Below are 24,725 nucleotides of genomic sequence, written 5' to 3' on the forward strand. Positions count from 1 at the left end.
ACGGAGTTCCTATTCGTATTTACAGCTCTTAGGCCCTAGAGTAAAAAAACGTAATAAGTTGACCTGAGTGATGAACCATAGTATTCTTGAGCTGTTACATTGGCCATATTCGTGAAGGGGGTCAAGATGGTATGGAATTTGTGAAAATGCACGGTTTGGGAAATGATTTTGTTTTTATAGATCATTTTAATCGTCAGCCGGCAGAGGGCCGGAGCGAGGGGAATTATCCTGAACTTGCACGTCAGATTTGCCACCGTCAGTTTGGTGTGGGTGGGGATGGTCTGGTTGTGGTACTTCCCTCGCAAGCGGCTGATGCAAGAATGCGGATCTTTAATTTAGACGGTTCGGAGCCGGAGATGTGCGGCAACGGAATTCGCTGTTTTGCTCGATATATTTATGACAAGGGGTATGTCAGAAAAAATCCGCTTCGGGTTGAAACTTTAGCCGGAATTCTTACTTTACAGCTGACGCTTGAAGGTGAGAAGGTTACAGGTGTTCGAGTGGATATGGGAGAACCCATTCTCAAATCGGGTTTGATTCCTGTTTTGGCTCAAGGTGAACCGATCATTGGGGCTAAGCTTGAGGCAGAGGGACAAGAATTCGCTTACACAGCGGTATCAATGGGCAATCCTCACTGTATAATTTTTGTTGAGGATTATAACACTCTTGATTTTGAGCGCCTTGGGCCGGCAATTGAAAAACATCCTCTATTCCCGCGCAAGACGAATGTCGAATTTATCCGCGTGGACTCCCGCAAGGAACTTACCATGAAAGTCTGGGAACGGGGAGCGGGACCGACCTTAGCATGCGGTACGGGAGCCTGTGCTTCGACTGTAGCCGCTGTTCTCAATGGAAAAACAGAACGAAAGGTTACCGTTCATTTACCGGGCGGCGATCTATTGATCGAATGGGGCGATGACAACCACGTCTATATGACTGGGCCTGCAGCCTATGTTTTTAAAGGAATTCTTCTTCAAGATAAGATGAATAGTACAAAGAAAGCTGGGCACAGAAATGGCGAATAGTATGACCGGCTTTGGCCGAGGGGAAGCCTCTGGTCATGGCTACAATTTTACGGTTGAACTCAAATCAGTCAATCACCGGTTCTTTGAGGCTTCAATACGGATACCTCGGAATATGATGAGTTTTGAGGAACGGATTCGTAAGCTTCTCCAGCAGAAAATTCAGAGGGGCCGAATTGATGTCTTTGTCAATATTAAGGAAACAGAAGAAAAAAAGAGATTGGTGAAGGTTGACAAAGATTTGGTGCTGTCGTATGATAAAACCTTGAAGGAACTCGCTTTAACCCTTAAAACGTCTTATGAGACCGATATCTACCGTTTAACCTCTCTACCGGAAGTTCTTACTGTCGAAGATGAGGAAATGGATCTGGAACTTTTATGGGAGACGCTCAATGAGGCGGTAAGTGAAGCATTAGTTGGGTTTATTGAGATGCGCAAAATTGAGGGAGAAAAGCTTGCTAGGGATCTTCTTAATCGCTTAAATATTATCTCAAATGTGAAGGAACAGATTGCGGGTTTTTCGGAAACTATGGTTCCAGAATACCAAGAACGTCTTCGAGAAAGAATTCAGCTCTTACTTGGAGAAAATTCTGTTGTGGACGAAGCGCGTCTTGCCAATGAAGTCGCAATATTTGCTGATCGGGTTTCGATAACCGAAGAACTGGTTCGTTTACAAAGTCATTTAGATCAAGCTCGTCAAGCCTTAAGGGGTACTGATCCGGTAGGACGAAAACTTGACTTTTTGGTTCAGGAAATGAATCGCGAAATCAATACGATAGGTTCAAAAGCAAATAATTTAAGCATAGCCCAGCATGTCGTTGAAGTTAAAAGCGAGTTGGAAAAAATCAGGGAGCAAGTCCAAAATCTAGAGTAATGGAGGGTTCATTTTGGATATTAAACTGATCAACATAGGATTTGGCAACATTGTTTCTGCGAACCGAATTATCTCTATTGTAAGCCCGGAATCGGCCCCGATTAAGCGTATTATCCAAGAAGCGCGGGATGCAGGAATGCTGATCGATGCGACCTATGGTCGGCGGACACGTGCGGTAATTATTTGTGATAGTCATCATGTCATCCTTTCTGCTGTACAGCCTGAAACGGTTGCCCATCGTTTATCTGCCAAGGACACCAACCCCCAAGAGGATCCGGTAGATTAAGGGGTGCCAAAGTGGATAAGAATAACGGATTATTGATTGTCCTTTCGGGACCATCAGGCGCAGGAAAAGGAACGATATGTCATGAGCTGTTGCGACAGAAACCGGAAGTAAAATATTCCGTTTCGGCAACCACACGAAAACCGCGTCCGAGTGAAGTCGATGGGTTAGATTATTTTTTTCGTACTCGGGAAGAGTTTCAATCGATGATCCAAAAGGATGAGCTCCTTGAGTGGGCTGAATTTTGCGAGAACTATTACGGAACTCCGCGTCCGGCGGTCGAACAGGCTTTGCAAACGGGTACGGATGTTATTTTGGAAATCGAAATTCAGGGTGCCCTGCAAATTAAGAAACGATTTCCCCATGGCGTTTTCGTTTTTGTAGTTCCACCGTCTATGAGTGTGCTTTCAGAACGGATTCATAAACGGGGTACGGAATCGGAAGATGTCATTCGTAAACGTTTGGAAACGGCAACTCGTGAGCTTAGCTATGTGACTGAGTATGATTATGTCATTGTTAACGATGAGCTGGAAAATGCAGTTAATAAACTGAAATGCATACTTGTTGCCGAAAAGTGTCGTGTCAGAAGAAAACCTTATGATTTCCAGGAGGTGTAGATTATGAGACAACCCTCACTCGATTATTTAATGACCAAGGTCGATAGTAAATATACGCTTGTACTTGCGGCCGCCAAGCGTGCCCGGACGCTGATGGAGGACCCGGAATTTGAAGCGAACGCCCATGGGGCTAAGCCCGTGAGTATTGCCTTGGAGGAAATCGCCAATGGACGATTTCACTTTGAGCTGACAAACGAAGGGATAAAATAATGCTTCACGGTAGGAAAATCTTAGTGGGTGTCACAGGTGGAATCGCCGCTTATAAGGCTGCTGAGATTGTGAGCCGGCTGGGCAAGTTGGGAGCAGAGGTACATGTTGCCATGACCAAAGGAGCAACGGAGTTCATTGCTCCTTTGACTTTGCGAACCTTGTCCGCGAATCCTGTCAGTGTTGAGATGTTTGAGGAACCAAAGCGTTGGAATGTAGAACATATTGCGCTTGCCGAGCATGTTGATGCTGTCCTGGTCGCCCCGGCTACGGCTAATATATTGGCGAAGATGGCTGTCGGAATTGCTGATGATTTTCTATCGACAGTGCTTTTGGCAGCCAAGGTTCCTATTTTTGTCGCACCGGCGATGAATCACGCGATGTATCATCATCCCGCAACTCAAAAAAATCTGGAGATATTGCGTTCACGTTCCGTAAAAATTATCGGACCGGCTGCAGGCTTTCAAGCGTGTGGTACGAACGGAGATGGCCGGATGAGCGAACCGGTGGAAGTCGTTGAGGAACTGGTACGGTTTTTTACGGACTCTGCTATGCTTCAAGGCAAAAAAGTGCTTGTTACAGCCGGCGGAACTCAAGAACCGCTCGACCCGGTTCGTTATTTGGGTAACCGTTCATCCGGCCGGATGGGTTATGCTATTGCTCAAGCTTTCCGGGAAGCCGGAGCTGAAACGACACTTGTCAGCGCTCCTACCGAACTGCCTGTTCCCTATGGAGTTAAGCGAATTTCGGTGATGACTGCCCTGGAAATGCATGATGCTGTGCTGGAGGAATTCCCCCAAATGGATGTTGTCGTTAAGGCTGCAGCTGTGGCCGATTATCGTCCAAAGGAGAATGCCACCCAGAAAATCAAGAAACAGGGGACAAGCCTTTGGGTCGAACTTGTTCCTAATCCTGATATTCTGGCTGAGCTTGGTAAAATGAAAACAAAGCAAATCCTTGTTGGATTTGCAGCTGAGACAGAGAACTTAATCAATAATGCCCAAGATAAAATGCGGCGTAAGAATGTAGATATGCTTGTAGCCAATGATGTAACGCGTCAAGGCTCAGGGTTCGGCAGTCTTACCAATAGTGTCAGCCTACTCTTCCCTGATGGGAGAAGAATAGATTTACCCCAAATGAATAAGCTGGAGGTTGCTCGGTATCTTCGAAATGAGATCGCTGGGCTGCTTGGCGTAACAAAGGAGTGATGTTTAGTGGTGAGAAAATTATTTACTTCAGAATCTGTGACCGAAGGACATCCTGATAAGATCTGTGATCAGATTTCTGATGCTATTCTTGACGCAATCTTTGCCAAAGATCCAAATGCTCGTGTAGCCTGTGAAACTTCAGTCACCACTGGTTTAGTCTTGGTGAGTGGTGAAATAACGACGCATTGCTATGTCGATATTCCGCATGTTGTTCGTCAGACAATCCGAGAAATCGGATATACGCGTGCTAAATATGGCTTTGACGCCGACACCTGCGCGGTTCTTACTTCGATCGGGGAACAGTCAGCCGATATTGCCCTGGGAGTGGACAAGGCGTTGGAAGCTAAAACCGGTGAAATGACCGATGATGAAATTGATGCAATCGGCGCAGGCGACCAAGGAATGGTGTTTGGTTTTGCCACCAATGAAACGGAAAGCTATATGCCGCTCCCGATTGATTTGGCTCATCGCTTGTCACGCCGCTTAAGTGAAGTCCGTAAATCGGAGATTTTGGACTATCTTCGTCCCGATGGTAAAACTCAAGTCACGGTTGAATATGAAGACAACCGCCCTGTCCGAATCGATACAATTGTTATCTCGACTCAACATCATCCAGACGTACCTCAAGAGCAGATCCGCCGTGACCTTTTAGAAAAGGTTGTCATGCCTGTCGTTCCTAACGACCTTCTTGATGAAAGAACACGTTACTTTATTAACCCCACAGGACGTTTTGTTATCGGCGGCCCGCAAGGAGATGCGGGTTTAACAGGCCGGAAAATTATTGTGGATACTTATGGCGGTATGGCTCGCCACGGAGGCGGTGCCTTCTCGGGTAAGGATCCCACAAAGGTTGACCGTTCCGGAGCTTATGCCGCTCGCTATGTGGCGAAAAACGTGGTTGCAGCGGGTTTAGCGGATCGCTGTGAAATTCAAATCGCTTATGCCATCGGAGTTGCGCATCCTATTTCAGTCTTAGTCGAAACCTTTGGTACAGGTAAAATTTCCGAAGACAAGATTGGAGAGCTGGTTAGAAAGAATTTTGACCTTCGTCCGGCCGGGATCATCAAATCATTGGATCTTCGTCGCCCAATCTATCGTCAAACTGCTGCCTATGGCCACTTTGGCCGGACTGATCTGGATCTTCCTTGGGAAAGAACGGATAAAGCAGAGATCCTTCGTCAGCAAGCAGGTCTTTAAGATTTAAAACTCAATAGATTAGATTAGATTAAAAAGGGGCAGTTCACTCTTAACAATCGTTTAACAGTGAACTGCCCTGTTTTATATTACCTGTTTTATTTTATTAGAAATTTATTTTAGGTTAAACGTTGGCAATGATCTGTCCCATCTGGGATATATCATATCCTCCGATGCCCAGCACGTCATTGCGAAAAGCGGTGGAGTTAAGAATGCTCAACAAGGCTTGAAAATGAGGCTTCACTAAATCCTCCTGACGGACAACCAGATCATACCGCTCTTTTTGTAAGGGGATAAAGTCAAGATTATTGACCTGAAGTGATGCTTTCTCAATTCCCAACCCTACATCTGCTTCGCCGCGAGCCACTTTGCTGGCAACGGCAACATGGCTCATTTCTTCCTCAGCGTATCCTTGAATCGCAGTATGATTGATTTTAAGCACTCTTAATTTCTCATCAAGTAGGACACGGGCCCCTGATCCCCGTTCGCGATTGATAAAGCGAACATCAGGCTTAGTTAGATCTTCCCATGTACGGATACCCTTAGGATTTCCCTGAGCGACGTAGAAGCCCTCAGTTCGATAAACAAGATTGATGATCGTTGCCGGGTGACCGGGGAGCATTCTCCGAACATAAGGGATATTATATTCATCGGTATCGCTATCCCATAAATGGGCTGTCACGGCGTTAGCCTGACCCCGGTAAAGTGCCGTAAGACCATCGATGCTTCCGATGTAATGACGCAGACAACGAATATAAGGGAATTGTTTTTCTAACTGTCGGGTTAAGATATCTAAGACCATATCCTGACCGCAGATGACTAAACCGTTATCGGTTAAAGGTGAAGATTTGGGCTGTTCCGAGGGAAGGGAAGAGGGTTCCGGTGCAAAGAATGAATCGCCTGTTTTAGCTTTTTGGATATAAATTTCAAGGTCGGTCTTCTCGACGCGGACCTTGCGGCCAATGTGGTAAGCGGTTAGCTCGCCGCGTTTAATGAGTTCATAAACGGTATACTTGGAAATTTTAAGGATATTGGCGACTTCTTCGGGCGTATAGGAAATATCATTTGGCAAAACGAACTCACCCGTCCTTTTTTAGAGATTTTTACCTTAACAGCTTAAACTTATTTCCTTTTATTATAACATATTGTATAATGAATCTACTGTTTGCTTATGTTTGCTTATGATAGTTTACGTTGTAAGATTAGAGAGGGAATAAGGGGGTTATGTTCAGTGAAGAAGTTATCAATTCTTTCGGGACTATTAGTGTTAAGTTTATCCTTAACCTTATTTGGGTGTGGAACAAGCAACACAGCGGATTCCGCAAAAAGTAACAGTGAAGGTCAATCCCAAGAAATTATCGTATCCGCTGCGGCCAGTTTGACGGATTCTTTAACAGAGTTGCAAACAATGTATAATCAGAAGAATCCCAAAGTGAAGCTTACGTTTAATTTCGGTGGTTCGGGTACACTCCAACAACAAATTGAAAATGGGGCTCCGGCCGATCTTTTCATTTCTGCCGGCAAGTCCCAAGTGGATACCCTTGTCGGAAAGAATTTGTTGAATAAAGACAGTATTACCAATATAGTAGGAAATGACTTGGTTCTTGTCGTGGGCAAAGATAATACCGAAGTAAATTCAATACAAGACCTTACCAAAGCCGGTGTAGAAAAAATAAGTATTGGGACGCCGGAAACTGTCCCGGCAGGAAAGTATGCCCAAGAATCTTTGACCAATCTTAAACTCTGGGATACTGTACAACCGAAGCTTGTTTTAGCTAAAGACGTAACGTCAGTTCTAAACTACGTGGAAACGGGAAATGCGGAAGCCGGATTTGTCTATAAATCAGACGCGCAGGGTTCAACAAAAGTTAAGGTGGCGGCTACGGTGCCTGCTGAGACCCATAAAGCTATCCTCTATCCTGCGGGGGTAGTTACGGCATCGAAGAATCAGCAAGAGGCTCAAGATTTCTTGAAATTCTTGCAAAGTCCCGAAGCACAACAAGTTTTTGAAAAGTATGGCTTCTCAATCCCTCAAAAATAGTGAATCATAGGAGAATGCTATGGAATTTAGCATAACGCCGATTCTGTTATCTTTAAAAGTGGCGGTTGCTTCCGTATTGATCGTCAGCTGCTTAGTCATTCCTATAGCAGGTCATATGGCGAAACGTGATTTCTTAGGTAAAGATATCGTAGAATCCATCCTCACTTTGCCCTTGGTGCTTCCGCCATCGGTCGTAGGCTTTATGTTGCTTTATCTTTTTGGTAAGAATGGGCCTTTGGGCAAACTGCTGGAATCGCTTTTTAATATCCAAGTGGTGTTTAACTTATGGGGTGCGGTTATTGCTGCCGTAGTGGTATCCTTCCCGCTCATGTATCAATCGGTAAAGGCTGCCATTGAGAGTGTCGATCCTAATCTGGAAAATGCGGCGCGTACCCTGGGAGCCGGAGAGTTTAGGGTGTTTTGGACAATAACCCTACCTTTAGCTCGGAACGGAGTTTTGGCGGGTTTTGTTTTAGCCTTTGCTCGCTCGTTAGGGGAATTTGGGGCAACATTGATGATTGCCGGGAACATTCCGGGAAGAACGCAAACGATGTCGCTGGCTATCTATTTTTATAGTGAATCAGGAATGACACAACAAGCCATGATTCTTGTTTTAATTATGACCGCATTTAGTTTCCTTGTTATTTATGGACTGAATCGCTGGGGCAAAGGGCCTAACCACCGCTCGAAGAGAGGGATTATGAATGATTAAGATGAACTTTCATAAAAAGCTTCCTTCTTTTGAACTCCGGATCGATCTTACTCTGGATAATCGTATTCTAGCGATTGTCGGGCCTTCGGGTGCCGGGAAAACGACTTTGTTACAGTGCGTAGCCGGTTTGAAAAAACCGACCGGCGGAGAAATAAAGATCGGAGACAAGGTTGTCTTTTCATCGGAACAACGGATTTGCGTTCCAGCTAGGCAGCGCCGAATCGGTTATGTTTTTCAGGATTATGCTTTGTTCCCGCATATGACGGTCGAACAGAATATTCTCTATGGCAAGCAGAAAAAAGAGCGTTCGGCAGAGCGAAAATTAGCGGCGAATGATATTCTGGAAACCTTAAAGATTGGACATCTCAAGTCGCGTTATCCTATGGAGATTTCCGGCGGAGAAAAACAACGCGTTGCACTGGCGCGGGCTTTAATGACCGAACCGGAGCTTATGCTCTTAGATGAACCGCTTTCGGCGTTGGATCAGAATACCCGGGATAAGCTTCAACAGGAGCTGCTCAAGGTTCAAAATCAATGGCGGATTCCCTTCATTTTAGTAACGCACGATATGCGGGAAGCGGAGATTCTGGGGGATCAAATTATCAAGATTGATCAAGGCAAGATGGAAGTTATGAAGAAATTGCAGGAGACTGTGATTTAACCAGAAAAAGACCGGGGGCTGTTTTACGACAGTCTCTGGTCTTAATCATATATTAGGGCTAGTGACCATAAAAAATAAATATCATAGATAGGCTTGAATAAGATTATCATTTCAATTATAATACAGTCTGTTCTTTAATTGTTAGAATTCTTAATATATGAATTCTAACAATTGATATTTTTAGTAAGAATTTTTCCGGCTTTTAGAGGTGATAATAGCGTGAATTTAGATGATGCTAAAGAAATTACTGTGTTATTCCAAAGCGTTATGGAATTATTACATGAGAAGATATTTACTCGCCCCCGACAAGAATGCACGAGTCAGCCATTGTTAAAGAAAAATCAGCTGAAGATCTTGATGATTTTATCCCGGCATGATCACATCACGTTAACTGAGATCGGTAAGAGTTTAAATATTGAGAAGGGGAGTCTGACCACCCTTGTTGACGGACTTGTTGAGAATAACTTAGTGATTCGCTCAAATGATCTCAATGATCGCCGAAAATCAATTATTTTCTTAAGTCCTTCCGGGAAAGAAATGGCGGACAAAGTTCTTAAATTTTATTCGTATAAAATAGATGAACTGCTTCGTGATGTGGATTCCGGGGAATACGAACAATTCCGTAACAGTTTACAGTTTGTAGTGCAGTTTTTAAATAAAGTTTAAAATTTAGACGTGAGAGAGGTTATCTACTATTTATGATCAAACATTTAGACCTTCGCGATGGGAATATTAACAAGCTGCTTTTGGAGTTCTCGATTCCTGCAATTATTGGTATGTTGGTAATGGCGTTTTACGTGATCATTGGACGGATCTTCGTAGGACAAGGGGTAGGTTCGATTGCGCTGGCCGCGGTTACCGTTGCCCAACCGATTATGACGATCATGATGGCTTTTGGAGTACTTATTGGCATTGGGGCAACTGCCTTGGCTTCAATTCGCATGGGAGAACAGAAGTATAAAGAAGTCGAGGAGATCGCAGGGAATGCGACTTTATTGTTGATTATTCTACCCCTTGTTATTGCGGTTATCTATTATCTTTTCTCGGATACCTTCTTAAGACTCTTTGGAGCGAGTGAAGAGGTCTTGCCCTATGCTCGTGATTATATGAATGTCTTTATGCTGGGTGCTATTCCGGGTGCCTTATCACCCGGCTTGAATAACTTTATCCGGGCACAGGGTAATCCTCGCTTTTCCATGACGACCCAGATCATCGGTGCCGTTATTAATATTGTCTTTAATTACATTTTCATATTTATGATGGGACTGGGAATTAAGGGCTCAGCCTTGGCAACAGTCTTTGGACAAGTGGTTTCGATGATTTGGGTTCTCAGTTTCTTTTTCCAAGATAAAAGCAGGATTAAACTTCGCGCCAAGAATCTCAAACCTAAGCTTTCTATAACTTTAAAAATTACAACTATCGGTTTTGCTCCGTTTGCTCTGCAATTAGCGGCCAGTGTCCAACAGACGATTTTGAATCAAACCGTAAAATTCTATGGCGGTGACTTAGCCTTATCCGCAGTAGGGATCATTATGAGCACGGGAATGCTATTTATCATGCCTATAATTGGTCTAAGCCAGGGGGCTCAACCGATTGTTGGCTTTAACTATGGAGCAAAGCTTTATAATCGCGTAAAGGAAGCAGAGAAAAAGGCCATTTTCTACGCAACGATTTTCTCTGTTGTTAGCTTTTTCCTTATCCGAATGTTTGCGATTCCTATTGTTGGGCTTTTCAGTGCCGAAGACCCGGCCCTGACTGAATTGTCTGCTCATGCCCTCGTTACGTTCTTTGCCCTTCTTCCGATCATCGGTTTCCAAATCATGGGATCAAATTATTTCCAAGCGGTGGGCAAGGCAGTTGAATCGACGATTTTGAGCTTATCGAGACAGGTTCTCTTCTTTATTCCGCTTCTTCTAATACTTCCTCGTTTTTGGGGTATTGAAGGAGTATGGAGAACAGCGCCAATTGCCGATGCATGTTCGGTGCTGTTAACGGGAGCAATTTTCTTATCTGAAATGAGGAAATTGAGCAATATGCCGAAGGTGCCTTCGCAAGATGTTTCATATCCGGAGTCATAGGACAAGTCAAGGAAAGTGATGATAAATGGATTTAGTAAATGTTAACATTAACACCGCCGGATATTCCGGGAATAAATCGGTCATTAAGAATGTAGCTTTGTCTATTAGTCCCGGAGATATGGTGGGTTTAATTGGACCCAATGGTGCCGGAAAAAGCACCATAATAAAAGCCATAACAGGTTTACTCCCTGTGCTTGATGGTAATGTTGAGTTCGGAGGGGTATGTAAAAACTATGCCTATATTCCGGAACAGCCCGTACTTTATGAAGGACTGACTTTATGGGAACATCTAGAGTTTGCTGCTGCTGTCTATGAAATTGACCGAGGTATATTTATAAACCGAGCTGAAGAACTGCTTAGGCTATTTCGGCTTGCCCATGTCAAGCACAATCTGCCGACAACCTTTTCTAAGGGTATGCAGCAAAAAGTTATGCTTATTTTAGGCTTTCTGCTCAAGCCCTCGCTTTATGTAATTGATGAACCATTTATTGGTCTTGACCCTATCGGTATAAAAGATTTTCTTTTTATCATCCAACAAGCCAGGAGTGAGGGTTCAGGTGTCTTGCTGTCCACACATTCGTTGGATACAGCGGAGAAAATTTGCACTTCTTTTGTTTTAATAAACGAAGGAACAGTTCTTACTAAAGGCAGCCTTTGGGAAATCCGAGAACAAAGCCAATTGCCTAATGGTTCGCTATTTGATTGTTTCATTAAACTTTTGGAGAACAGTATATGAACACAGTGAAAAGACTCTTCCGACATCGCCTTATTGCTGAGTGGGCGTACCAGTATTCAGTCTGGAAAACTGTAGTGGATTGGATTGTAGCCTTATATATTGTCATTCCGTTTTCGGCTTTATTTCTTTATACTTATTGGGGTTGGTGGAAACAAGTACCTGCCGGGCTTAACTATGTTCCCCTCAATGCATTTATAGTAATTGTACTATTATTTTCTTGGTTGGGAACTATTCGAATATTTGTGGAGAGTGCTGACCAAATCTTTCTTTTTCAGCGCAAGGCTTGGATGAAAGGGCTGGTTAAGTATAGCCTCGTTTATTACCTTGGTTTCAATTTTCTAATGGCATGTCTATTTTGCTTTGTATTAGCACCATTTCTATTGCTGCATTATGAATTTACCCTAAATTCATTGCTTTGGTTTGTTATCAGCACCTTTCTCTTTAAAGCGTCTATAGGCATGCTTAAACAATATATTCAGTTGCGTTTTCAAGGGTGGAAACGGGGCCTTATAACAGCGGTTATGCTGGCTATCTCCGGTGTTTGTTTACAGTTGAATGTTTCTTTACTGATAAATCAGCCAACGCTCTTCTTTTTATCATTTTTGATTCTGTTTATTATCTTTGTTTTACTTATTTACCGGCGAATATCCCTTGATGGGACCTTGCTGGAGGATATCTCCTTGGGGCAGACTGCTAAAATGCAATTCACAAATGTTTTATTAAGGTATGCCGGAACTTATACAAAAAAGCCTATCACGTTCAGAACACGTCCATTCTTGTTCCGTGATTCAAATATCATTTTCAAACGGCGTACTTCCGAAAATGCATTGGTGGAATTATGCCTCAAATCTACCTTGCGTCATAGTGCTAACATTAAGTTCTATCTTCAAGTGATTGTTGTCTATGCGTTATTTCTTTCAATTTTCCCCCCGATTTGGAAATGGGCGATGTGGGGTGTAGCTATCGTATTCTTGACAGCAGTAGTTAAATTGTACTGGTTGGAATCGGTTAATTCTCCCTATGTTACTTTATTTCGGTTAAAGACTGAAACAAAGTTAGCCGCGGCAAGCCGTTCTTTGTTTATTCTGGCCTTGCCGGGAGAGGCTCTCTTAGCCCTTTTCGTGGTTCTGCAAACACAACAGTGGCTATATGCATTGATAATATTACCGATTGGTTTTTGGCTGGGTAAATTTGCAGCTAAGCAGTTTGCAATGTTTTCTTAACTTAAAATATCTTTTCAAAGGCCATTCTTTTACTATTATCTTGCAAATAAATTATGCCGCAATATTGAAACCCGTTTTTATGGATCAAATTTTGCATTGAAGCATTATCCTCATGAGTGTCTATTTTAATACTATGGACACCCTTACTTAAACACATTTCCTCTACTTTTTTAATCATTAGGGAGGCTAACCCTTGTCCTTTATAAACGGAGTCAACGGCCATTCTATGAATGACGGCATAGTCGAAATTGCTCAGCCATTGACCTTCATAAATAATTTCGTAGGTTTTTTCGCCCTCGAAAGATACGGCTGTCGTACCTACGATTTTGTCCCGGTTTACTAATACAAATGATTGGCTATTATTGATATCCTTCATGATGACTTCATGATTAGGATAATTGTTTTGCCATTGGTTGATTTCATGTTCCTTAAAATAAGCTTGCGCCTGTTTAATAATATTCAGGATACTGTCAATATCCGATCTGGCTGCTTGTCTGAATTCCATAATAAAAATTCTCCTCCATAATATTAATTGCAGTGTAAGCTTTCCTATGCTTGAATGCAATATCCTTAGATGCCCTATAAAGTATCATCTGGGGTATATATCTGAAAAGAAAAACTCGGGAAATTCGTATTTGAATTACCCGAGTTTTTTAAATTAAACGCAAATGATGTGTACAAATTTTCTAAGCAGCTTTGTTTCCTGAAACCTGATCCTTTTCCTCAGCCTTTAATCCGCCGAGAACGAGGTTAAGGATAATGCCCACGATTGTGGCCCAAGCTACGCCGTGATTCGTAATTCCTATGCCTAAAGCGAAGATAACAGAAGCGATCATAAGATTTTTGGAATCGGATAGATCCACTTTAGCTTCAATGAGAGTCCGTATTCCGGCAACTCCGATCATTCCAAAGAGAAGGATGGAAACCCCGCCCATAACAGGGGTCGGAATGGACATGATTAAAGCTTGGAGGGGATTGAAACAACTCAGGACGATGGCAATAATAGCGGCAACCCAGAGATTGAAGGTGCTATAGACGCGGGTGACGGCGAGGACGCCAATGTTTTCACCGTAAGTGGTTACCGGAGGTCCGCCCAAGAAGCCGGCAGCAATTGTCGCTAAACCATTACCGGCAAGGACGCGATGAAAGCCGGGGTCCTCAATAGGTTCGGAGTGAGTGATATTCCCCAGAACGATCATGTGGCCGAGGTCTTCAATGATCGTAACCATGGCGAGAGGAGCCATCATGAGTATTGCGGTTTTATCAAAGCTAGGGAATTGGTAAGTCTTAAGATTGACAGGGAAAACGACTAACTGTTGAAAAGAAGCCGCAACTGGGGTGAAGTCAACAATTCCCGTGACTGCAGCGGCAATATAACCGATGATAATGGCGAGCAGAATAGGAATGAGCTTAACAAATCCTTTAGCATAAACCGATAAAATCAGAGCCATAGCTAATGTGAAGCCTGCGATATACCAGTTTGAAGATGCCATGCCAACCGCAGTCGGGGTCAGGCTGAAACCGATGATGGCAACGACCGGTCCGGCAACGATGGGTGGAACAAGTTTATGAATCCAGGCCGTACCAAAGAAGGACATAAGCAAAAACATGATAAGGTAAATAACTCCGATAATTAAGACGCCGCCCATTGCGGAACCGAGATCGTTTTGATCTTTGACAAAGTAAGTTAAGGTTCCGATGTAGGCAAATGAGGAGCCAAGATAAGCCGGAACTTTACTTTGGGTGAGAATTAAAAAGATGAGAGTTCCAATCCCTGAGGAGAGGAGTGCTATGGACGGACTGAGTCCGGTTAGGAACGGTACGAGAACAGTTGCCCCAAACATGGCAAATACATGCTGTAAACCAAGGGGAATGGTCTGGGCGAGGGGGAGTTTTTCGTGAATCTGAACTTCATTTTGCATCAATGAGTGCCTCCTTCAAACATAAAACAAAAAACCTCTTCCCTGCCCGCGAGCAAGAAAGAGGTGTCCATGATCATTGAATACATGGCCTACATTCCCTTCTTAGTCTCACGGGACTAATTTAAAGGTCACGTTTGTTTCCTTGCATAGAGCATAACATAAGTAAAAAGAGTTTTGCAAGATTTTTTTGTACTTAGTCGTATTTAGTCTTAACCAAGGTTTTACTCGTACTGCTGTTTATGGTAGAATTTATTAACTAATAATGTGAGGAGGGTTAAGAAATGATCTTAACGACAACACCGAGCATTGAAGGAAAGCAAATTCTGACTTATCATGGTGTTATCACCGGGGAAGCGATTATGGGTGCGAATATTGTCCGCGATATTTTTGCAAGTATTACCGATATTATCGGCGGACGCTCCGGGGCTTACGAAGAAAAGCTCCAAGAGGCTAGGGATGCAGCGATGCAAGAGGTCGAACAGCGGGCCGCTCGTTTAGGGGCGAATGCGGTGGTCGGAATTGATATTGACTATGAAGTTGTCGGACAAAGTGGAAGCATGCTTATGGTTAGCATCTCCGGAACGGCAGTAACCATAGGATAAAGGAAAAAGAAGTGCACTGCGCTTGACCCTATTACAGGAAGGCCGGGACTAAGTCAGGAGGTATCCAACTTCTGAACCAGTCACCGGCTTTCCCTATGTATATACTGTCTGAAAGTATAACCTTCGGTTGCATACTTTCTTCCAGCATAAGTGCAACCAGCGGCTTTGCCTTCCTACGATGTATGCGGTTAAGTGTGGCAGGATAAGGCAACTAAGTCCAGCGCTTTGGCGCTGAACAAGTCTTCTTTATCGCTAAGGCAACAAGTGCGTCAGTCCATACTATGGACTGACGTGGCGAAGCCGGGTTTTCTTTATACTGCCTCAGTCCATTCAAATTATGTTAAAATAAACTTTTAAGCTGTGAAAATAAGCTGTGAAAATTTGAAAGGAGACGTCTGTTTTGCAATATGCGGAAATTCTTGTTGATGTCGCGAATCGTCGCCTCGATCAAATTTTTCACTATCAGGTGCCCCCATCATTGTCGCTTCAGGCAGGAATGCGGGTTATCGTCCCGCTTGGCCATCGTCAGGTTCAAGGAATTGTTCTGAGAACAACGGAGGTCTTACCCGAAGAGGTGAAGGGATGTGTCCTCAAACAGGTTCTCGGCGTGGTTGACGATGCATTCGCGATTCCCGAAGACCTGCTGAAACTCGCCTTGTGGATGGCCGAGAGGACGATTTGCCCTATAGCTCAAAGCTTGCATGCCGTATGGCCCCTGATGAAGGGAAAAGTCGAAGATTGGGTTGTTCCGTTGGTCTCCAAAGAAGATGAGGATGTCAAGACGCTGAAGTTCTTAGATCCCGAATTTTACAAGGGATTTTCCGTGCTTTTTCGCTCACGGCAAAAGGCTCTGCCTTTGCAGGTGTTTCTGAAACGGTCCGGATTTAATCAAGGCAAATTAGAGGAATTAGTAAAGCAAGGGTGGCTGAGACTGGAGTCTCGTTTTACCTCCGGAATTCCGGCCGGCAGTGCAAAACAGTTCCATGAAGAGACGCGGTTGCATGAAAATGAAGGAATAGAGTCTACCCAGCGAGACGGTGATCGGGACGGTAATGATAGGAGTACTCAACGTGCAGAGCATTGGAAGTTAACTTCTGAACAAGCACAAGCCTGTCAAAGGATTGAGAAAGCTTTGGCCGAGAAGGTCTATCAGACGATTCTTTTACATGGTGTAACAGGAAGCGGTAAAACGGAAGTCTACCGCGAGGTGATCGCCAAAATGATTGCCCAAGGGGGGACAGCTATTCTTCTTGTCCCGGAGATTTCTTTAACCTCACAAGTGGAACACTATTTCCAAAAGCAGTTTGGCAAGCAGGTTATCGTCTTGCATTCCGGGTTAAAATCCGGGGTCAAGGCGAATGCTTGGCAAGAGATTATCAAGGGACAAATCAAACTCGTCATCGGTGCCCGTTCCGCAGTGTTTGCCCCTTTGCCGAATTTGCGGCTTATCATCTTAGATGAAGAGCATGAAGGGGCATATCGGCAGGACGAAAATCCAAAGTACCATGCGCGGGATGTTGCCCGAAAACGGATGGAACAGCATCAAGGGGTTGTCGTTCTGGGCAGCGCGACTCCATCGCTGGAGGCCTACGCAGCTGCCCAAACGGGTCAAATCGGTTTTGCCAAAATGGAACATCGTGTTGCCGACCGTCCGCTTCCCCCTGTTGAGATTGTGGATATGCGGGAAGAATTGATAAAGGGCAATCGAAGTATGTTCTCAGTCGCTTTGCAGAGCAAATTGCGGTTACGTCTTGAAAAGCGCGAACAAAGCATAATCTTTTTAAATCGAAGAGGGTATTCAACGTTTGTGAATTGCCGGGAATGCGGCTATGTCGCGCGTTGTCCCGATTGCGATGTTGCCCTGACTTATCACAGCCAAGGCCAGGTTATGCGCTGTCATTACTGCAATCATGAGGAAGCACCGCCCCATAACTGTCCCGAATGCGGAAGCCGTTATATCCGCTTTTTTGGTCAAGGGACCCAACGTGTTGAGGAGGAACTAAGAGGGCTGTTCCCCCAGGCGAGGATTTTACGTCTAGATTGGGATACGACACGCAATCAGGAAAATTATGAACGGATTTTGACGGCCTTTCGAAAACAGGACGCAGATATCTTGGTGGGAACCCAGATGCTGGCTAAAGGATTGGATTTCCCCAATGTGACGTTAGTCGGAGTTGTGGCAGCCGATCAATTGCTGAATATGCCCGATTTTCGAGCAAAGGAACGGGCTTTCCAACTTTTGACTCAAGTTGCCGGCAGAACCGGCCGAAGCAACAAGCCGGGGGAAGTGATTATTCAAACATACTCTCCCCAAAACCGGGCAATTGTTCTGGCTTCACAACATGATTATCCGCACTTTTTCTGGGATGAGATCAAGTATCGCAAGGAAAGACGGTATCCGCCTTTTACCCATATTATTCGGGTTGTCTTGCTTCATGAAAAAGAACAAACTGTCATTAGAGCTGCGCATTCTCTTACCGAATATCTCCGTTTAGGAATATTGAATAACGAAAATGAGAATAATGATTTAGTTATCCTTGGGCCGGCGCCTGCGGTTCTATCCCGGCTTAAAAATAAATTCCGCTGGCAGGTCTTGGTTAAAGGCAAACATTTGGAGCCTTTAAGTGCTTTTTTGCATCAGGGTGTGCAGAAATACGCGCAAGATTCGTCGAGCCAGGGTGTTCAGCTCAGTATTGAGGTAGATCCGCTTTATATGGGTTAGCAACATTTTTGATTCCGGTTAAAATAGATTATAATAGAAGGGTGAAAGGGGATAACAAAAATGGCAGTTTATCAAATTGTTGAAATAGGTGCTGATGTTCTTCGTGAAAAAGCGAAGGAAGTTAAAGAGATTACACCGAATATCGTTAAGCTTTTGGACAATATGTTGGATACGATGTATGCGGCAAACGGGGTGGGTTTAGCTGCTCCGCAAATCGGGGTTTCCAAAAGGGTTGTCGTCATTGATGTGGGCGAGGGTCCGGTTGAATTCATCAATCCGGTCATTGTTGAGCAAGAAGGTCAAGAGGACGGGAGTGAAGGATGCTTGAGCATTCCCGGAGTGACGGGTGAAGTTATGCGTGCGGCCAAGGTCGTCGTCGAAGCCCTCAATCGCAAGGGTGAACTTCAAAGGATTGAAGCCGAGGGGTTATTTGCACGCGCCAGCCAGCATGAAATCGACCACTTGGAAGGGATTCTCTTCGTCGATAAGGCGCATAAGACCCATCGCAACCGCTAGAAAAGTATTGACCGATAAGAAGGGAAAGGATAAAAAGATGCGTCTTGTTTTTATGGGAACACCCGAGTTTGCGGTGCCTTCCCTGAAGGCTCTTACGGCTCAGGGTCATGAAGTGTGCGCGGTGTTTACGCAGCCGGATCGCCCGGCGGGACGGGGCAAAAAGCTAAAGCCAAGTGCTGTGAAAGTCGCTGCCGGAGAATTGGGACTTACCGTTTTTCAGCCGGAACGGATTAAAACGCCTGAAGTATTGGCAAAACTACAGGAACTGGCTCCGGAAGCCATAATTGTCGTTGCCTACGGTCAGATTTTATCGGCAGATATTCTTAACCTTCCGCCCAAAGGGTGTATCAATGTTCATGCCTCTTTATTGCCCCAATACCGGGGAGCAGCCCCTATCCATTGGGCAGTGATGAATGGGGAAACTCAAACAGGCGTAACAACGATGCTGATGGATGAAGGATTAGATACAGGAGATATGCTGCTTAAAGCGGTTTATCCGATTTCCGAAGAAATAACAACAGGGGAGCTTGACGAAGCACTCGCCCATTTAGGTGCAGAGCTCTTACTGAAAACGCTTGATCATTTGGAACAGGGCATATTAGTTCCTGAGTTGCAGACAGGGGAAACGTGTTATGCTTCTCTGCTCAAACGTGAGCACGAGAGAATTGACTGGACGCGCAGTGCCCGAGATATTCACAATCAAATCCGCGCTTTAAATCCCTTTCCGGGCTCGTTTACAACCTTCCATCGGGAGAATTTAAAAATCTGGAGGAGCCGCTTAAGCGATTCGCCTGAACTTACCGAAGCGGATAATCATGAAAGCGTGAGCGTTCCCGGAGAAGTGGTAAGCGTTGCCAAGGAGGGAATCGTTCTGCAAACCGGTTCAGGACGAATCCTTATTCAGGAGGTTCAGCCGGCGGGTAAGAGAGCCATGCCTGCACGGGATTTCTTCCTTGGACGCCGTGCTCGGGTTGGCGAAGTATTAGGACAATAGGAGGAACGAATAAATGTTTTTTTGGGATCCAACGTATATCATCATCATTCCTGCGATAATCTTATCCATTTATGCTCAAGGAAAGATTTCCACGACGTATAATAAATATTCAGAAGTGTATTCACGTGCCGGATATACCGGGGCTCAGGCTGCAAGGGCAATCCTTCAAGCCAATGGTCTCTATGATGTACGAATTGAGCCGGTAGCCGGCAATCTGTCCGATCACTATGATCCGCGGGATCGTACGGTTCGTTTAAGTGAAGGGGTTTACAGCGGAAACTCCTTAGCCTCCTTGGCGGTTGCAGCTCATGAAACGGGTCATGCGATCCAGCATGCCAACGGCTATTTTCCGTTGCAGCTGCGTTCAACGTTTGTTCCGGTCGCCAATTTTGGGAGCAGTTTAGGGCCGGTGCTCATCCTCATCGGCTTTTTTATGCCTGCTTTCAATTGGCTTTTACAGATCGGAATTCTGGCGTTTTCACTTGCGGTTATCTTTCAGCTGATCACTTTGCCTGTTGAATATAATGCGAGCCATCGAGCAATGGCATTATTGCAAAGCAATGGGATGCTGGCTCAGGATGAGGTAAAAGGAGCACGCAGGGTCTTAAGCGCGGCAGCTTTAACCTATGTCGCAGCGGCTTTAACTGCCGTATTGGAGCTTGCTCGTTTCATTTTAATAGCGCAAGGACGAAACAGGAATGACTAATTTGGCGCCACGGGAGCGAGCCGTTCGGATTCTTGGCCGGGTGGATGAGGAGCAGGCCTATGCCAACCTCCTTCTGCAAAGGGAATTGCAAGAGGTTGAGGATGGACGAGACCGGCAGCTTATTACCTTATTGGTGAATGGTACGTTGAAAAACCGACTGACTTTGGATTATGCATTGAGGAGGCATTTGCGCACTCCTCTTTCCGCATTGCCTCATGAAGTGCGTTGGATTTTACGGATTAGCGCTTTTCAACTTCTTTTTTTATCAAAAATACCCGCTCCGGCGGCTATAAATGAGGGCGTGGAGATGACCAAACCGCGCCAGGGAAAGTATACGGGTTTAGTCAATGGAGTTCTGCACAAGGTACTGCATGATGGGTGGAATATCCGCTGGCCCAATTCCGGAAAAGAGGCTGTGCGCTATTTATCCGTACGTTATTCACATCCGGAATGGATGGTCAAGCGTTGGCTTAAGCGATACGGACTTGAGGAGACAGAAGCCCTCTGCCAAGCAAATAATGAGCCTGCGTTATTATGGATTCGGACCAATACCTTGAAGGTTACCCGTGAAGAGCTGCTGAACAATCTTCAGCAGGAAGGGGTTCAGGCGAGATTAGGTGAACGGGTACCGGAAAGTTTGATTCTTGAAAACTCAGGTGCGCTTGATCGGCTGAAATGCTTTCAGGAGGGTCTCTTTACGGTTCAAGATGAGAGCTCACAACTGGTGGCCCATGTTTTAGATCCTCGGCCCGGGGAACGAGTCCTGGATTCCTGTGCCGCGCCGGGAGGAAAGACAACTCATCTTGCCCAGAAAATGAAGAATCAAGGCGAAATCCTGGCCTTTGATATCCATCCTCAAAAAGTCGGTCTGATTGTTCAATTGGCGCAGCGTTTGGGCATCACGATTATTCGGCCTCAAGCGGGGGATGCCCGTGAATTGCCCGGAATCGAAGAAGGTTCCTGCCAAAAAGTATTGGTCGATGCACCGTGTTCGGGGCTCGGCGTCATTCGGCGAAGGGCGGATCTGCGTTATCATAAGACAGAAGCGGAGATTGAAAAACTTCCGGCCTTGCAGCTGGAAATCCTTAATCGAGCGGCCCAATGTGTGGCTCAAGGCGGGGAACTGGTTTATTCAACCTGCACGATTGAACCGGATGAAAATTTTGAGGTAGTCAAGGCCTTCCGAAAGGGACATCCCGAATTTCAACCGGTCAATTTATTAGATGTTCTCCCCTTTTCTTTAAACGAAGAAAGCGATATTCGACAAGCAAAAAAAGGGATGCTGCAAATTCTGCCTCATCGCCATGGCATGGACGGGTTTTTTATAGCTAAATTTAAGCGGGTGGAAGTTTAGCTGGAAGGAATTAGGTGAATACTATGGTGAGTAGTGATATAAGAGGGTTGACCGAAGATGAACTTATATTGGTTTGTCAAGAGATCGGGCTGCCTAAATTCAGGGGGCGTCAGATCTTTCAATGGATTCAGCAAAAAGCGGTTCAACACTGGGATGAGATTAAAAATGTAGGGAAACCCGATCTGGAAAAAATTCGGGGACGTTTAACACTCGAACCGCTTCAGTTGCTGAGGGAGCAAGTTTCCAAGGATGGCACTCGAAAATTTTTATTTCAACTGGCGGATGGACAGAGTATCGAATGTGTTTTGATGGATTATGACCGAGTGAAAAGCCGAAATCGCCGAACCGTTTGTCTTTCGACTCAGGTGGGTTGTCCGGTTGGCTGTGCATTCTGTGCTACCGGTTTAAGCGGATGGCAAAGAAACCTTTCCGCCGGGGAGATCGTAGGCCAAATCCTTGATATTACCCATCTGATGCGCCAAGAGGATCCCGAATTTCAAGTGACTAACGTTGTTTTTATGGGTATGGGTGAACCGCTTCTTAATTATGACGAGGTTCTAAAAGGGATTCAAATTCTTAATCGGGAGGCCGGTCAAAACATTGGGATGCGGCGGATGACCATTTCGACAAGCGGTGTTGCCCCGAAAATCCGGCAATTAGCAGAGGATAATCCTCAAGTCGGGCTGGCTGTTTCCTTACATAGTGCCAATGATGAGATCCGTAATGATTTAATTCCGATCAATCGGCGGTATCCTCTCGCAGAGTTAATGAAAGCTTGCCGAGAGTATACGGAAGCAACAAATCGAAGAATAACGTTTGAGGTGGCTTTAATTGCGGGCCAGGCGACACAAAAGGCCGCAGATGAAGTCGCCCGGCTTTTGCAGGGGCAGCTTGCCCATGTCAACCTGATTCCCGTTAATCCCGTCGTGGAGACGGGCATGGCTCGGCCCGAGCCGGAAGAAATTCAGCGTTTTGCACGCGTCCTTGAACAACAAGGAATTCCGGTTTCCCTTCGCGAGGAAAAAGGAACAGATATTGACGCAGCCTGTGGTCAACTGCGACGCCAGTGGGAGAGTGACGAGAAATGAGCCTTCTAGCCCGTTTTGAAGAAGTAGCCGAACACCTTTTTACAGGGGTCTTTAAGAAAAATGCGGCCCGTCTTCAACCTGTGGAAATTGCCAAAGAACTTGTGAAAGCGATGTATAAAAATAAGCAGGTCAGCATCTCACAAGTTTATGTTCCCAATGTCTATCGGGTTTATCTTCATTCCAGTGACTGGAGTCCTTTAGCAAGCTTCGGAGAAGCGTTTCTGCTCGAACTTTCCAAGTATATCTATGCCGAAGGGCAACGGAGCGGTTTTACCTTCTTGAGTAAACCCTCAATCGAACTTCATGCCGATGATACCGTTAAACCGTGCGAAATGTTTGTCGAAGTCGATTTTGATGATTCGATTGAGGTAAAATGGGATGCGGACGAGGAATACGAGGAAAGCGATGACGATGAAAACAACCCTTCGGAAGCTTGGCGGGATCAAACAAACATTTTGCAGGGCGCCGATCTGCTTGCGCTGAAGGATCCTTTAGAACAAGGAAGGAAATCTCCGTATTATCTCGAAGTCTTAGAAGGTTCTGATCAAGGGAAAAGATTTCCGCTTAAGGATGATGTGATCTATATCGGAAGGCATAGCCAGTGTGAGATTGTTCTCAATGACGCGGAAGTTTCCCGTCGACATCTACGAATATGTCGTATGGGTTCCGGTTGGGAAATTGATGATTTGGGGAGTACGAATGGAACATGGCTTAATAGTCAGCGTATTTCTAAGCAAATTCTTGTCCCGGGAGACCGAATTGAAATTGGGCAAACCATAATGGCTCTTCGTCGGGAATAGGCTCGGAGGTATCTATGCAATTCATTGTGGTTTTGGGGCGATTACTTTTTATCGTACTGATTTATTTATACCTGTTTAAAGTTTTAACCGCCCTTTTAGGTGATCTTCAATTTAAAGGGATCCGTAAAGGAGAACAAAATAACGGACGGCTTGAAGTCCTCGCCGGAGGGGAACTTTTTCCCAAAGGAAGGGTTTTCCGCATTGAGGGTAAAGGTCTTAAATTAGGACGTGGGAAACATAATGATGTGGTTTTGACTGATCATTTCGCGTCGGTCGACCATGCCCTGATTCGAAATAAGAAAGGCGTAACCACCATCGAGGACCTTGGAAGCACGAATGGAACCTGGGTTAACGGAGAGCGGATTCACTCTCCGGTTCAATTGGTCGCTGGTGATTATGTGAAAATTGGAAGTATCACCTTCCAGTATTCGAGGTGGCAAGATGAGAGTAGTAAGCTTTAGTGAAACCGGATGTGTACGAAAAAATAATGAGGATTCCTTACTTATTCTTCCTCAATATGGTCTCTATGCCGTGGCTGACGGCATGGGTGGGCATCTGGCCGGAGAGGTCGCGGCGCGTACGGCTCTGCAAGTGTTGGCCGAGGCTGCTTCGGAACTCGAAAACTTAGAGGGAGACGCAGTATTGGATTGGGTTAAACAGGCCTTAATTCAAGCTAACAGCAGAGTATTCGAGGCTTCAACGGTAAATCCGGCGAATGAAGGAATGGGGACGACTTTGACCGCTTTAGTTTTTAAGGCGGATCAAGCCGTTATTGCCCATGTGGGAGACAGCCGGGGCTATTTATGGCGGGAAGGGAAATTGATTCCCCTGACGGTTGATCATTCACTTGTGGAGGAATTGGTTCGCATGGGCCAGATTTCTCCCGAAGAGGCGGAAAAGCATCCCCAAAGGCATGTCCTTATTCGGGCAGTCGGAGCGTCCCAAGAAGTAAAAGTTGATTCCGGTTGCATGGGTTGTCAAAAGGGGGATTTTTTCTTGCTCTGTACGGATGGCTTTTCCAATGTAATATCCGAAGAAGAATTAATCCGGGAGCTATCTCAGGAAGGTTCTTGGGAAGAACATTTTGAACGGATGCGCCAGCTTATTCTTGACCGGGGAGCTCCGGATAACTTTACAGCCCTAGGCTGTCTTATGGAGTGACAAA

General features: G+C 45.1%; 27 protein-coding genes. 24 read left to right on the plus strand and 3 right to left on the minus strand.

The features are described 5' to 3' along the window. The first annotated feature begins 131 nt into the window (after window positions 1-131). From dapF to metK, 7 genes are read left to right on the plus strand one after another with little or no spacing between them, the layout of a single operon-like run. Complete coding sequence (dapF, locus tag VB077_RS00590; RefSeq protein ID WP_323413263.1) at window positions 132-1,025, plus strand: diaminopimelate epimerase; 894 nt, start codon at window positions 132-134, stop codon at window positions 1,023-1,025. Next, window positions 1,015-1,896 carry a YicC/YloC family endoribonuclease gene (locus VB077_RS00595; protein ID WP_323413264.1) on the plus strand — a complete coding sequence of 294 codons (882 nt, stop codon included), beginning with the start codon at window positions 1,015-1,017 and terminating at the stop codon, window positions 1,894-1,896. The genes dapF and VB077_RS00595 overlap by 11 nt, the downstream gene beginning before the upstream one ends. A 13-nt stretch (window positions 1,897-1,909) precedes the next feature. Beyond that, window positions 1,910-2,182, plus strand: coding sequence for an extracellular matrix/biofilm regulator RemA (gene remA, locus VB077_RS00600; RefSeq protein ID WP_323413265.1), 273 nt, complete (start codon window positions 1,910-1,912; stop codon window positions 2,180-2,182). Window positions 2,183-2,193: 11 nt separating this feature from the next. Beyond that, entirely contained in the window at window positions 2,194-2,796 is a 603-nt protein-coding gene (gmk, locus tag VB077_RS00605; RefSeq protein ID WP_323413266.1) for a guanylate kinase, read from the plus strand. A gap of 3 nt (window positions 2,797-2,799) precedes the next feature. Next, entirely contained in the window at window positions 2,800-3,006 is a 207-nt protein-coding gene (gene rpoZ / locus VB077_RS00610; RefSeq protein WP_323413267.1) for a DNA-directed RNA polymerase subunit omega, read from the plus strand. Next, the gene (gene coaBC, locus VB077_RS00615; RefSeq protein WP_323413268.1) at window positions 3,006-4,211 is read left to right on the plus strand and encodes a bifunctional phosphopantothenoylcysteine decarboxylase/phosphopantothenate--cysteine ligase CoaBC; all 1,206 of its coding nucleotides are present in this window, start codon (window positions 3,006-3,008) and stop codon (window positions 4,209-4,211) included. The genes rpoZ and coaBC overlap by 1 nt, the downstream gene beginning before the upstream one ends. 6 nt (window positions 4,212-4,217) lie before the next feature. Continuing rightward, window positions 4,218-5,408, plus strand: coding sequence for a methionine adenosyltransferase (metK, locus tag VB077_RS00620; RefSeq protein ID WP_323413269.1), 1,191 nt, complete (start codon window positions 4,218-4,220; stop codon window positions 5,406-5,408). A gap of 121 nt (window positions 5,409-5,529) precedes the next feature. Here metK and VB077_RS00625 read toward each other — a convergent pair whose 3' ends face one another. Continuing rightward, window positions 5,530-6,477, minus strand: a complete 948-nt coding sequence (locus VB077_RS00625; protein ID WP_323413270.1) for a helix-turn-helix transcriptional regulator — start codon at window positions 6,475-6,477, stop codon at window positions 5,530-5,532. A 159-nt stretch (window positions 6,478-6,636) separates the two neighbouring features. On the opposite strand from VB077_RS00625, the gene modA reads away from it, so the two are divergent. From modA to VB077_RS00660, 7 genes are all read left to right on the plus strand, one after another. Further along, a complete protein-coding gene (modA, locus tag VB077_RS00630) occupies window positions 6,637-7,446 on the plus strand; it encodes a molybdate ABC transporter substrate-binding protein (RefSeq protein WP_323413271.1) in 810 nt (269 codons plus the stop codon). A gap of 19 nt (window positions 7,447-7,465) precedes the next feature. Next, window positions 7,466-8,158: a molybdate ABC transporter permease subunit gene (gene modB / locus VB077_RS00635; protein ID WP_323413272.1), complete on the plus strand. Its 693-nt coding sequence runs from the start codon at window positions 7,466-7,468 to the stop codon at window positions 8,156-8,158. Further along, window positions 8,151-8,819 (plus strand): ATP-binding cassette domain-containing protein, encoded by a 669-nt coding sequence (locus VB077_RS00640; protein WP_323413273.1) that lies wholly within the window; start codon window positions 8,151-8,153, stop codon window positions 8,817-8,819. The genes modB and VB077_RS00640 overlap by 8 nt, the downstream gene beginning before the upstream one ends. 219 nt (window positions 8,820-9,038) lie before the next feature. Next, window positions 9,039-9,485 (plus strand): MarR family winged helix-turn-helix transcriptional regulator, encoded by a 447-nt coding sequence (locus tag VB077_RS00645; protein WP_323413274.1) that lies wholly within the window; start codon window positions 9,039-9,041, stop codon window positions 9,483-9,485. A gap of 32 nt (window positions 9,486-9,517) precedes the next feature. After that, window positions 9,518-10,897 (plus strand): MATE family efflux transporter, encoded by a 1,380-nt coding sequence (locus tag VB077_RS00650; RefSeq protein WP_323413275.1) that lies wholly within the window; start codon window positions 9,518-9,520, stop codon window positions 10,895-10,897. Between the two features lie 25 nt (window positions 10,898-10,922). Beyond that, window positions 10,923-11,633: an ABC transporter ATP-binding protein gene (locus VB077_RS00655; protein WP_323413276.1), complete on the plus strand. Its 711-nt coding sequence runs from the start codon at window positions 10,923-10,925 to the stop codon at window positions 11,631-11,633. Next, window positions 11,630-12,856, plus strand: a complete 1,227-nt coding sequence (locus VB077_RS00660) for an ABC transporter permease (RefSeq protein WP_323413277.1) — start codon at window positions 11,630-11,632, stop codon at window positions 12,854-12,856. The genes VB077_RS00655 and VB077_RS00660 overlap by 4 nt, the downstream gene beginning before the upstream one ends. A 1-nt stretch (window position 12,857) precedes the next feature. Here VB077_RS00660 and VB077_RS00665 read toward each other — a convergent pair whose 3' ends face one another. After that, on the minus strand, window positions 12,858-13,361 hold the full coding sequence (locus tag VB077_RS00665; RefSeq protein ID WP_323413278.1) for a GNAT family N-acetyltransferase: 504 nt from the start codon (window positions 13,359-13,361) through the stop codon (window positions 12,858-12,860). Between the two features lie 181 nt (window positions 13,362-13,542). Further along, window positions 13,543-14,778, minus strand: coding sequence for a solute carrier family 23 protein (locus tag VB077_RS00670; protein ID WP_323413279.1), 1,236 nt, complete (start codon window positions 14,776-14,778; stop codon window positions 13,543-13,545). A 281-nt stretch (window positions 14,779-15,059) separates the two neighbouring features. Here VB077_RS00670 and VB077_RS00675 point away from each other — a divergent pair, with 281 nt between their 5' ends. From VB077_RS00675 to VB077_RS00720, 10 genes are all read left to right on the plus strand, one after another. Further along, a complete protein-coding gene (locus VB077_RS00675) occupies window positions 15,060-15,380 on the plus strand; it encodes a heavy metal-binding domain-containing protein (protein ID WP_323413280.1) in 321 nt (106 codons plus the stop codon). Between the two features lie 400 nt (window positions 15,381-15,780). Then, window positions 15,781-18,102, plus strand: coding sequence for a primosomal protein N' (gene priA / locus VB077_RS00680; protein ID WP_323413281.1), 2,322 nt, complete (start codon window positions 15,781-15,783; stop codon window positions 18,100-18,102). Between the two features lie 60 nt (window positions 18,103-18,162). Beyond that, window positions 18,163-18,618, plus strand: coding sequence for a peptide deformylase (def, locus tag VB077_RS00685; RefSeq protein WP_323413282.1), 456 nt, complete (start codon window positions 18,163-18,165; stop codon window positions 18,616-18,618). A 37-nt stretch (window positions 18,619-18,655) separates the two neighbouring features. Then, window positions 18,656-19,612 (plus strand): methionyl-tRNA formyltransferase, encoded by a 957-nt coding sequence (fmt, locus tag VB077_RS00690; protein ID WP_323413283.1) that lies wholly within the window; start codon window positions 18,656-18,658, stop codon window positions 19,610-19,612. A gap of 13 nt (window positions 19,613-19,625) precedes the next feature. Continuing rightward, window positions 19,626-20,318 carry a zinc metallopeptidase gene (locus tag VB077_RS00695; RefSeq protein ID WP_323413284.1) on the plus strand — a complete coding sequence of 231 codons (693 nt, stop codon included), beginning with the start codon at window positions 19,626-19,628 and terminating at the stop codon, window positions 20,316-20,318. Continuing rightward, the gene (rsmB, locus tag VB077_RS00700; protein ID WP_323413285.1) at window positions 20,311-21,672 is read left to right on the plus strand and encodes a 16S rRNA (cytosine(967)-C(5))-methyltransferase RsmB; all 1,362 of its coding nucleotides are present in this window, start codon (window positions 20,311-20,313) and stop codon (window positions 21,670-21,672) included. The genes VB077_RS00695 and rsmB overlap by 8 nt, the downstream gene beginning before the upstream one ends. 14 nt (window positions 21,673-21,686) lie before the next feature. After that, complete coding sequence (rlmN, locus tag VB077_RS00705; protein WP_323413286.1) at window positions 21,687-22,760, plus strand: 23S rRNA (adenine(2503)-C(2))-methyltransferase RlmN; 1,074 nt, start codon at window positions 21,687-21,689, stop codon at window positions 22,758-22,760. Next, complete coding sequence (locus tag VB077_RS00710; RefSeq protein WP_323413287.1) at window positions 22,757-23,560, plus strand: FhaA domain-containing protein; 804 nt, start codon at window positions 22,757-22,759, stop codon at window positions 23,558-23,560. The genes rlmN and VB077_RS00710 overlap by 4 nt, the downstream gene beginning before the upstream one ends. 14 nt (window positions 23,561-23,574) lie before the next feature. Next, window positions 23,575-24,021, plus strand: coding sequence for an FHA domain-containing protein (locus VB077_RS00715; protein WP_323413288.1), 447 nt, complete (start codon window positions 23,575-23,577; stop codon window positions 24,019-24,021). Beyond that, window positions 24,002-24,721: a Stp1/IreP family PP2C-type Ser/Thr phosphatase gene (locus VB077_RS00720; protein WP_323413289.1), complete on the plus strand. Its 720-nt coding sequence runs from the start codon at window positions 24,002-24,004 to the stop codon at window positions 24,719-24,721. Before VB077_RS00715 ends, VB077_RS00720 begins: the two co-directional genes overlap by 20 nt. Window positions 24,722-24,725 lie beyond the last annotated feature (4 nt).

This window comes from Desulfitobacterium sp. (genome assembly GCF_034927245.1).
Classification (GTDB): Bacteria; Bacillota; Desulfitobacteriia; order Desulfitobacteriales; family Desulfitobacteriaceae; genus Desulfitobacterium_A.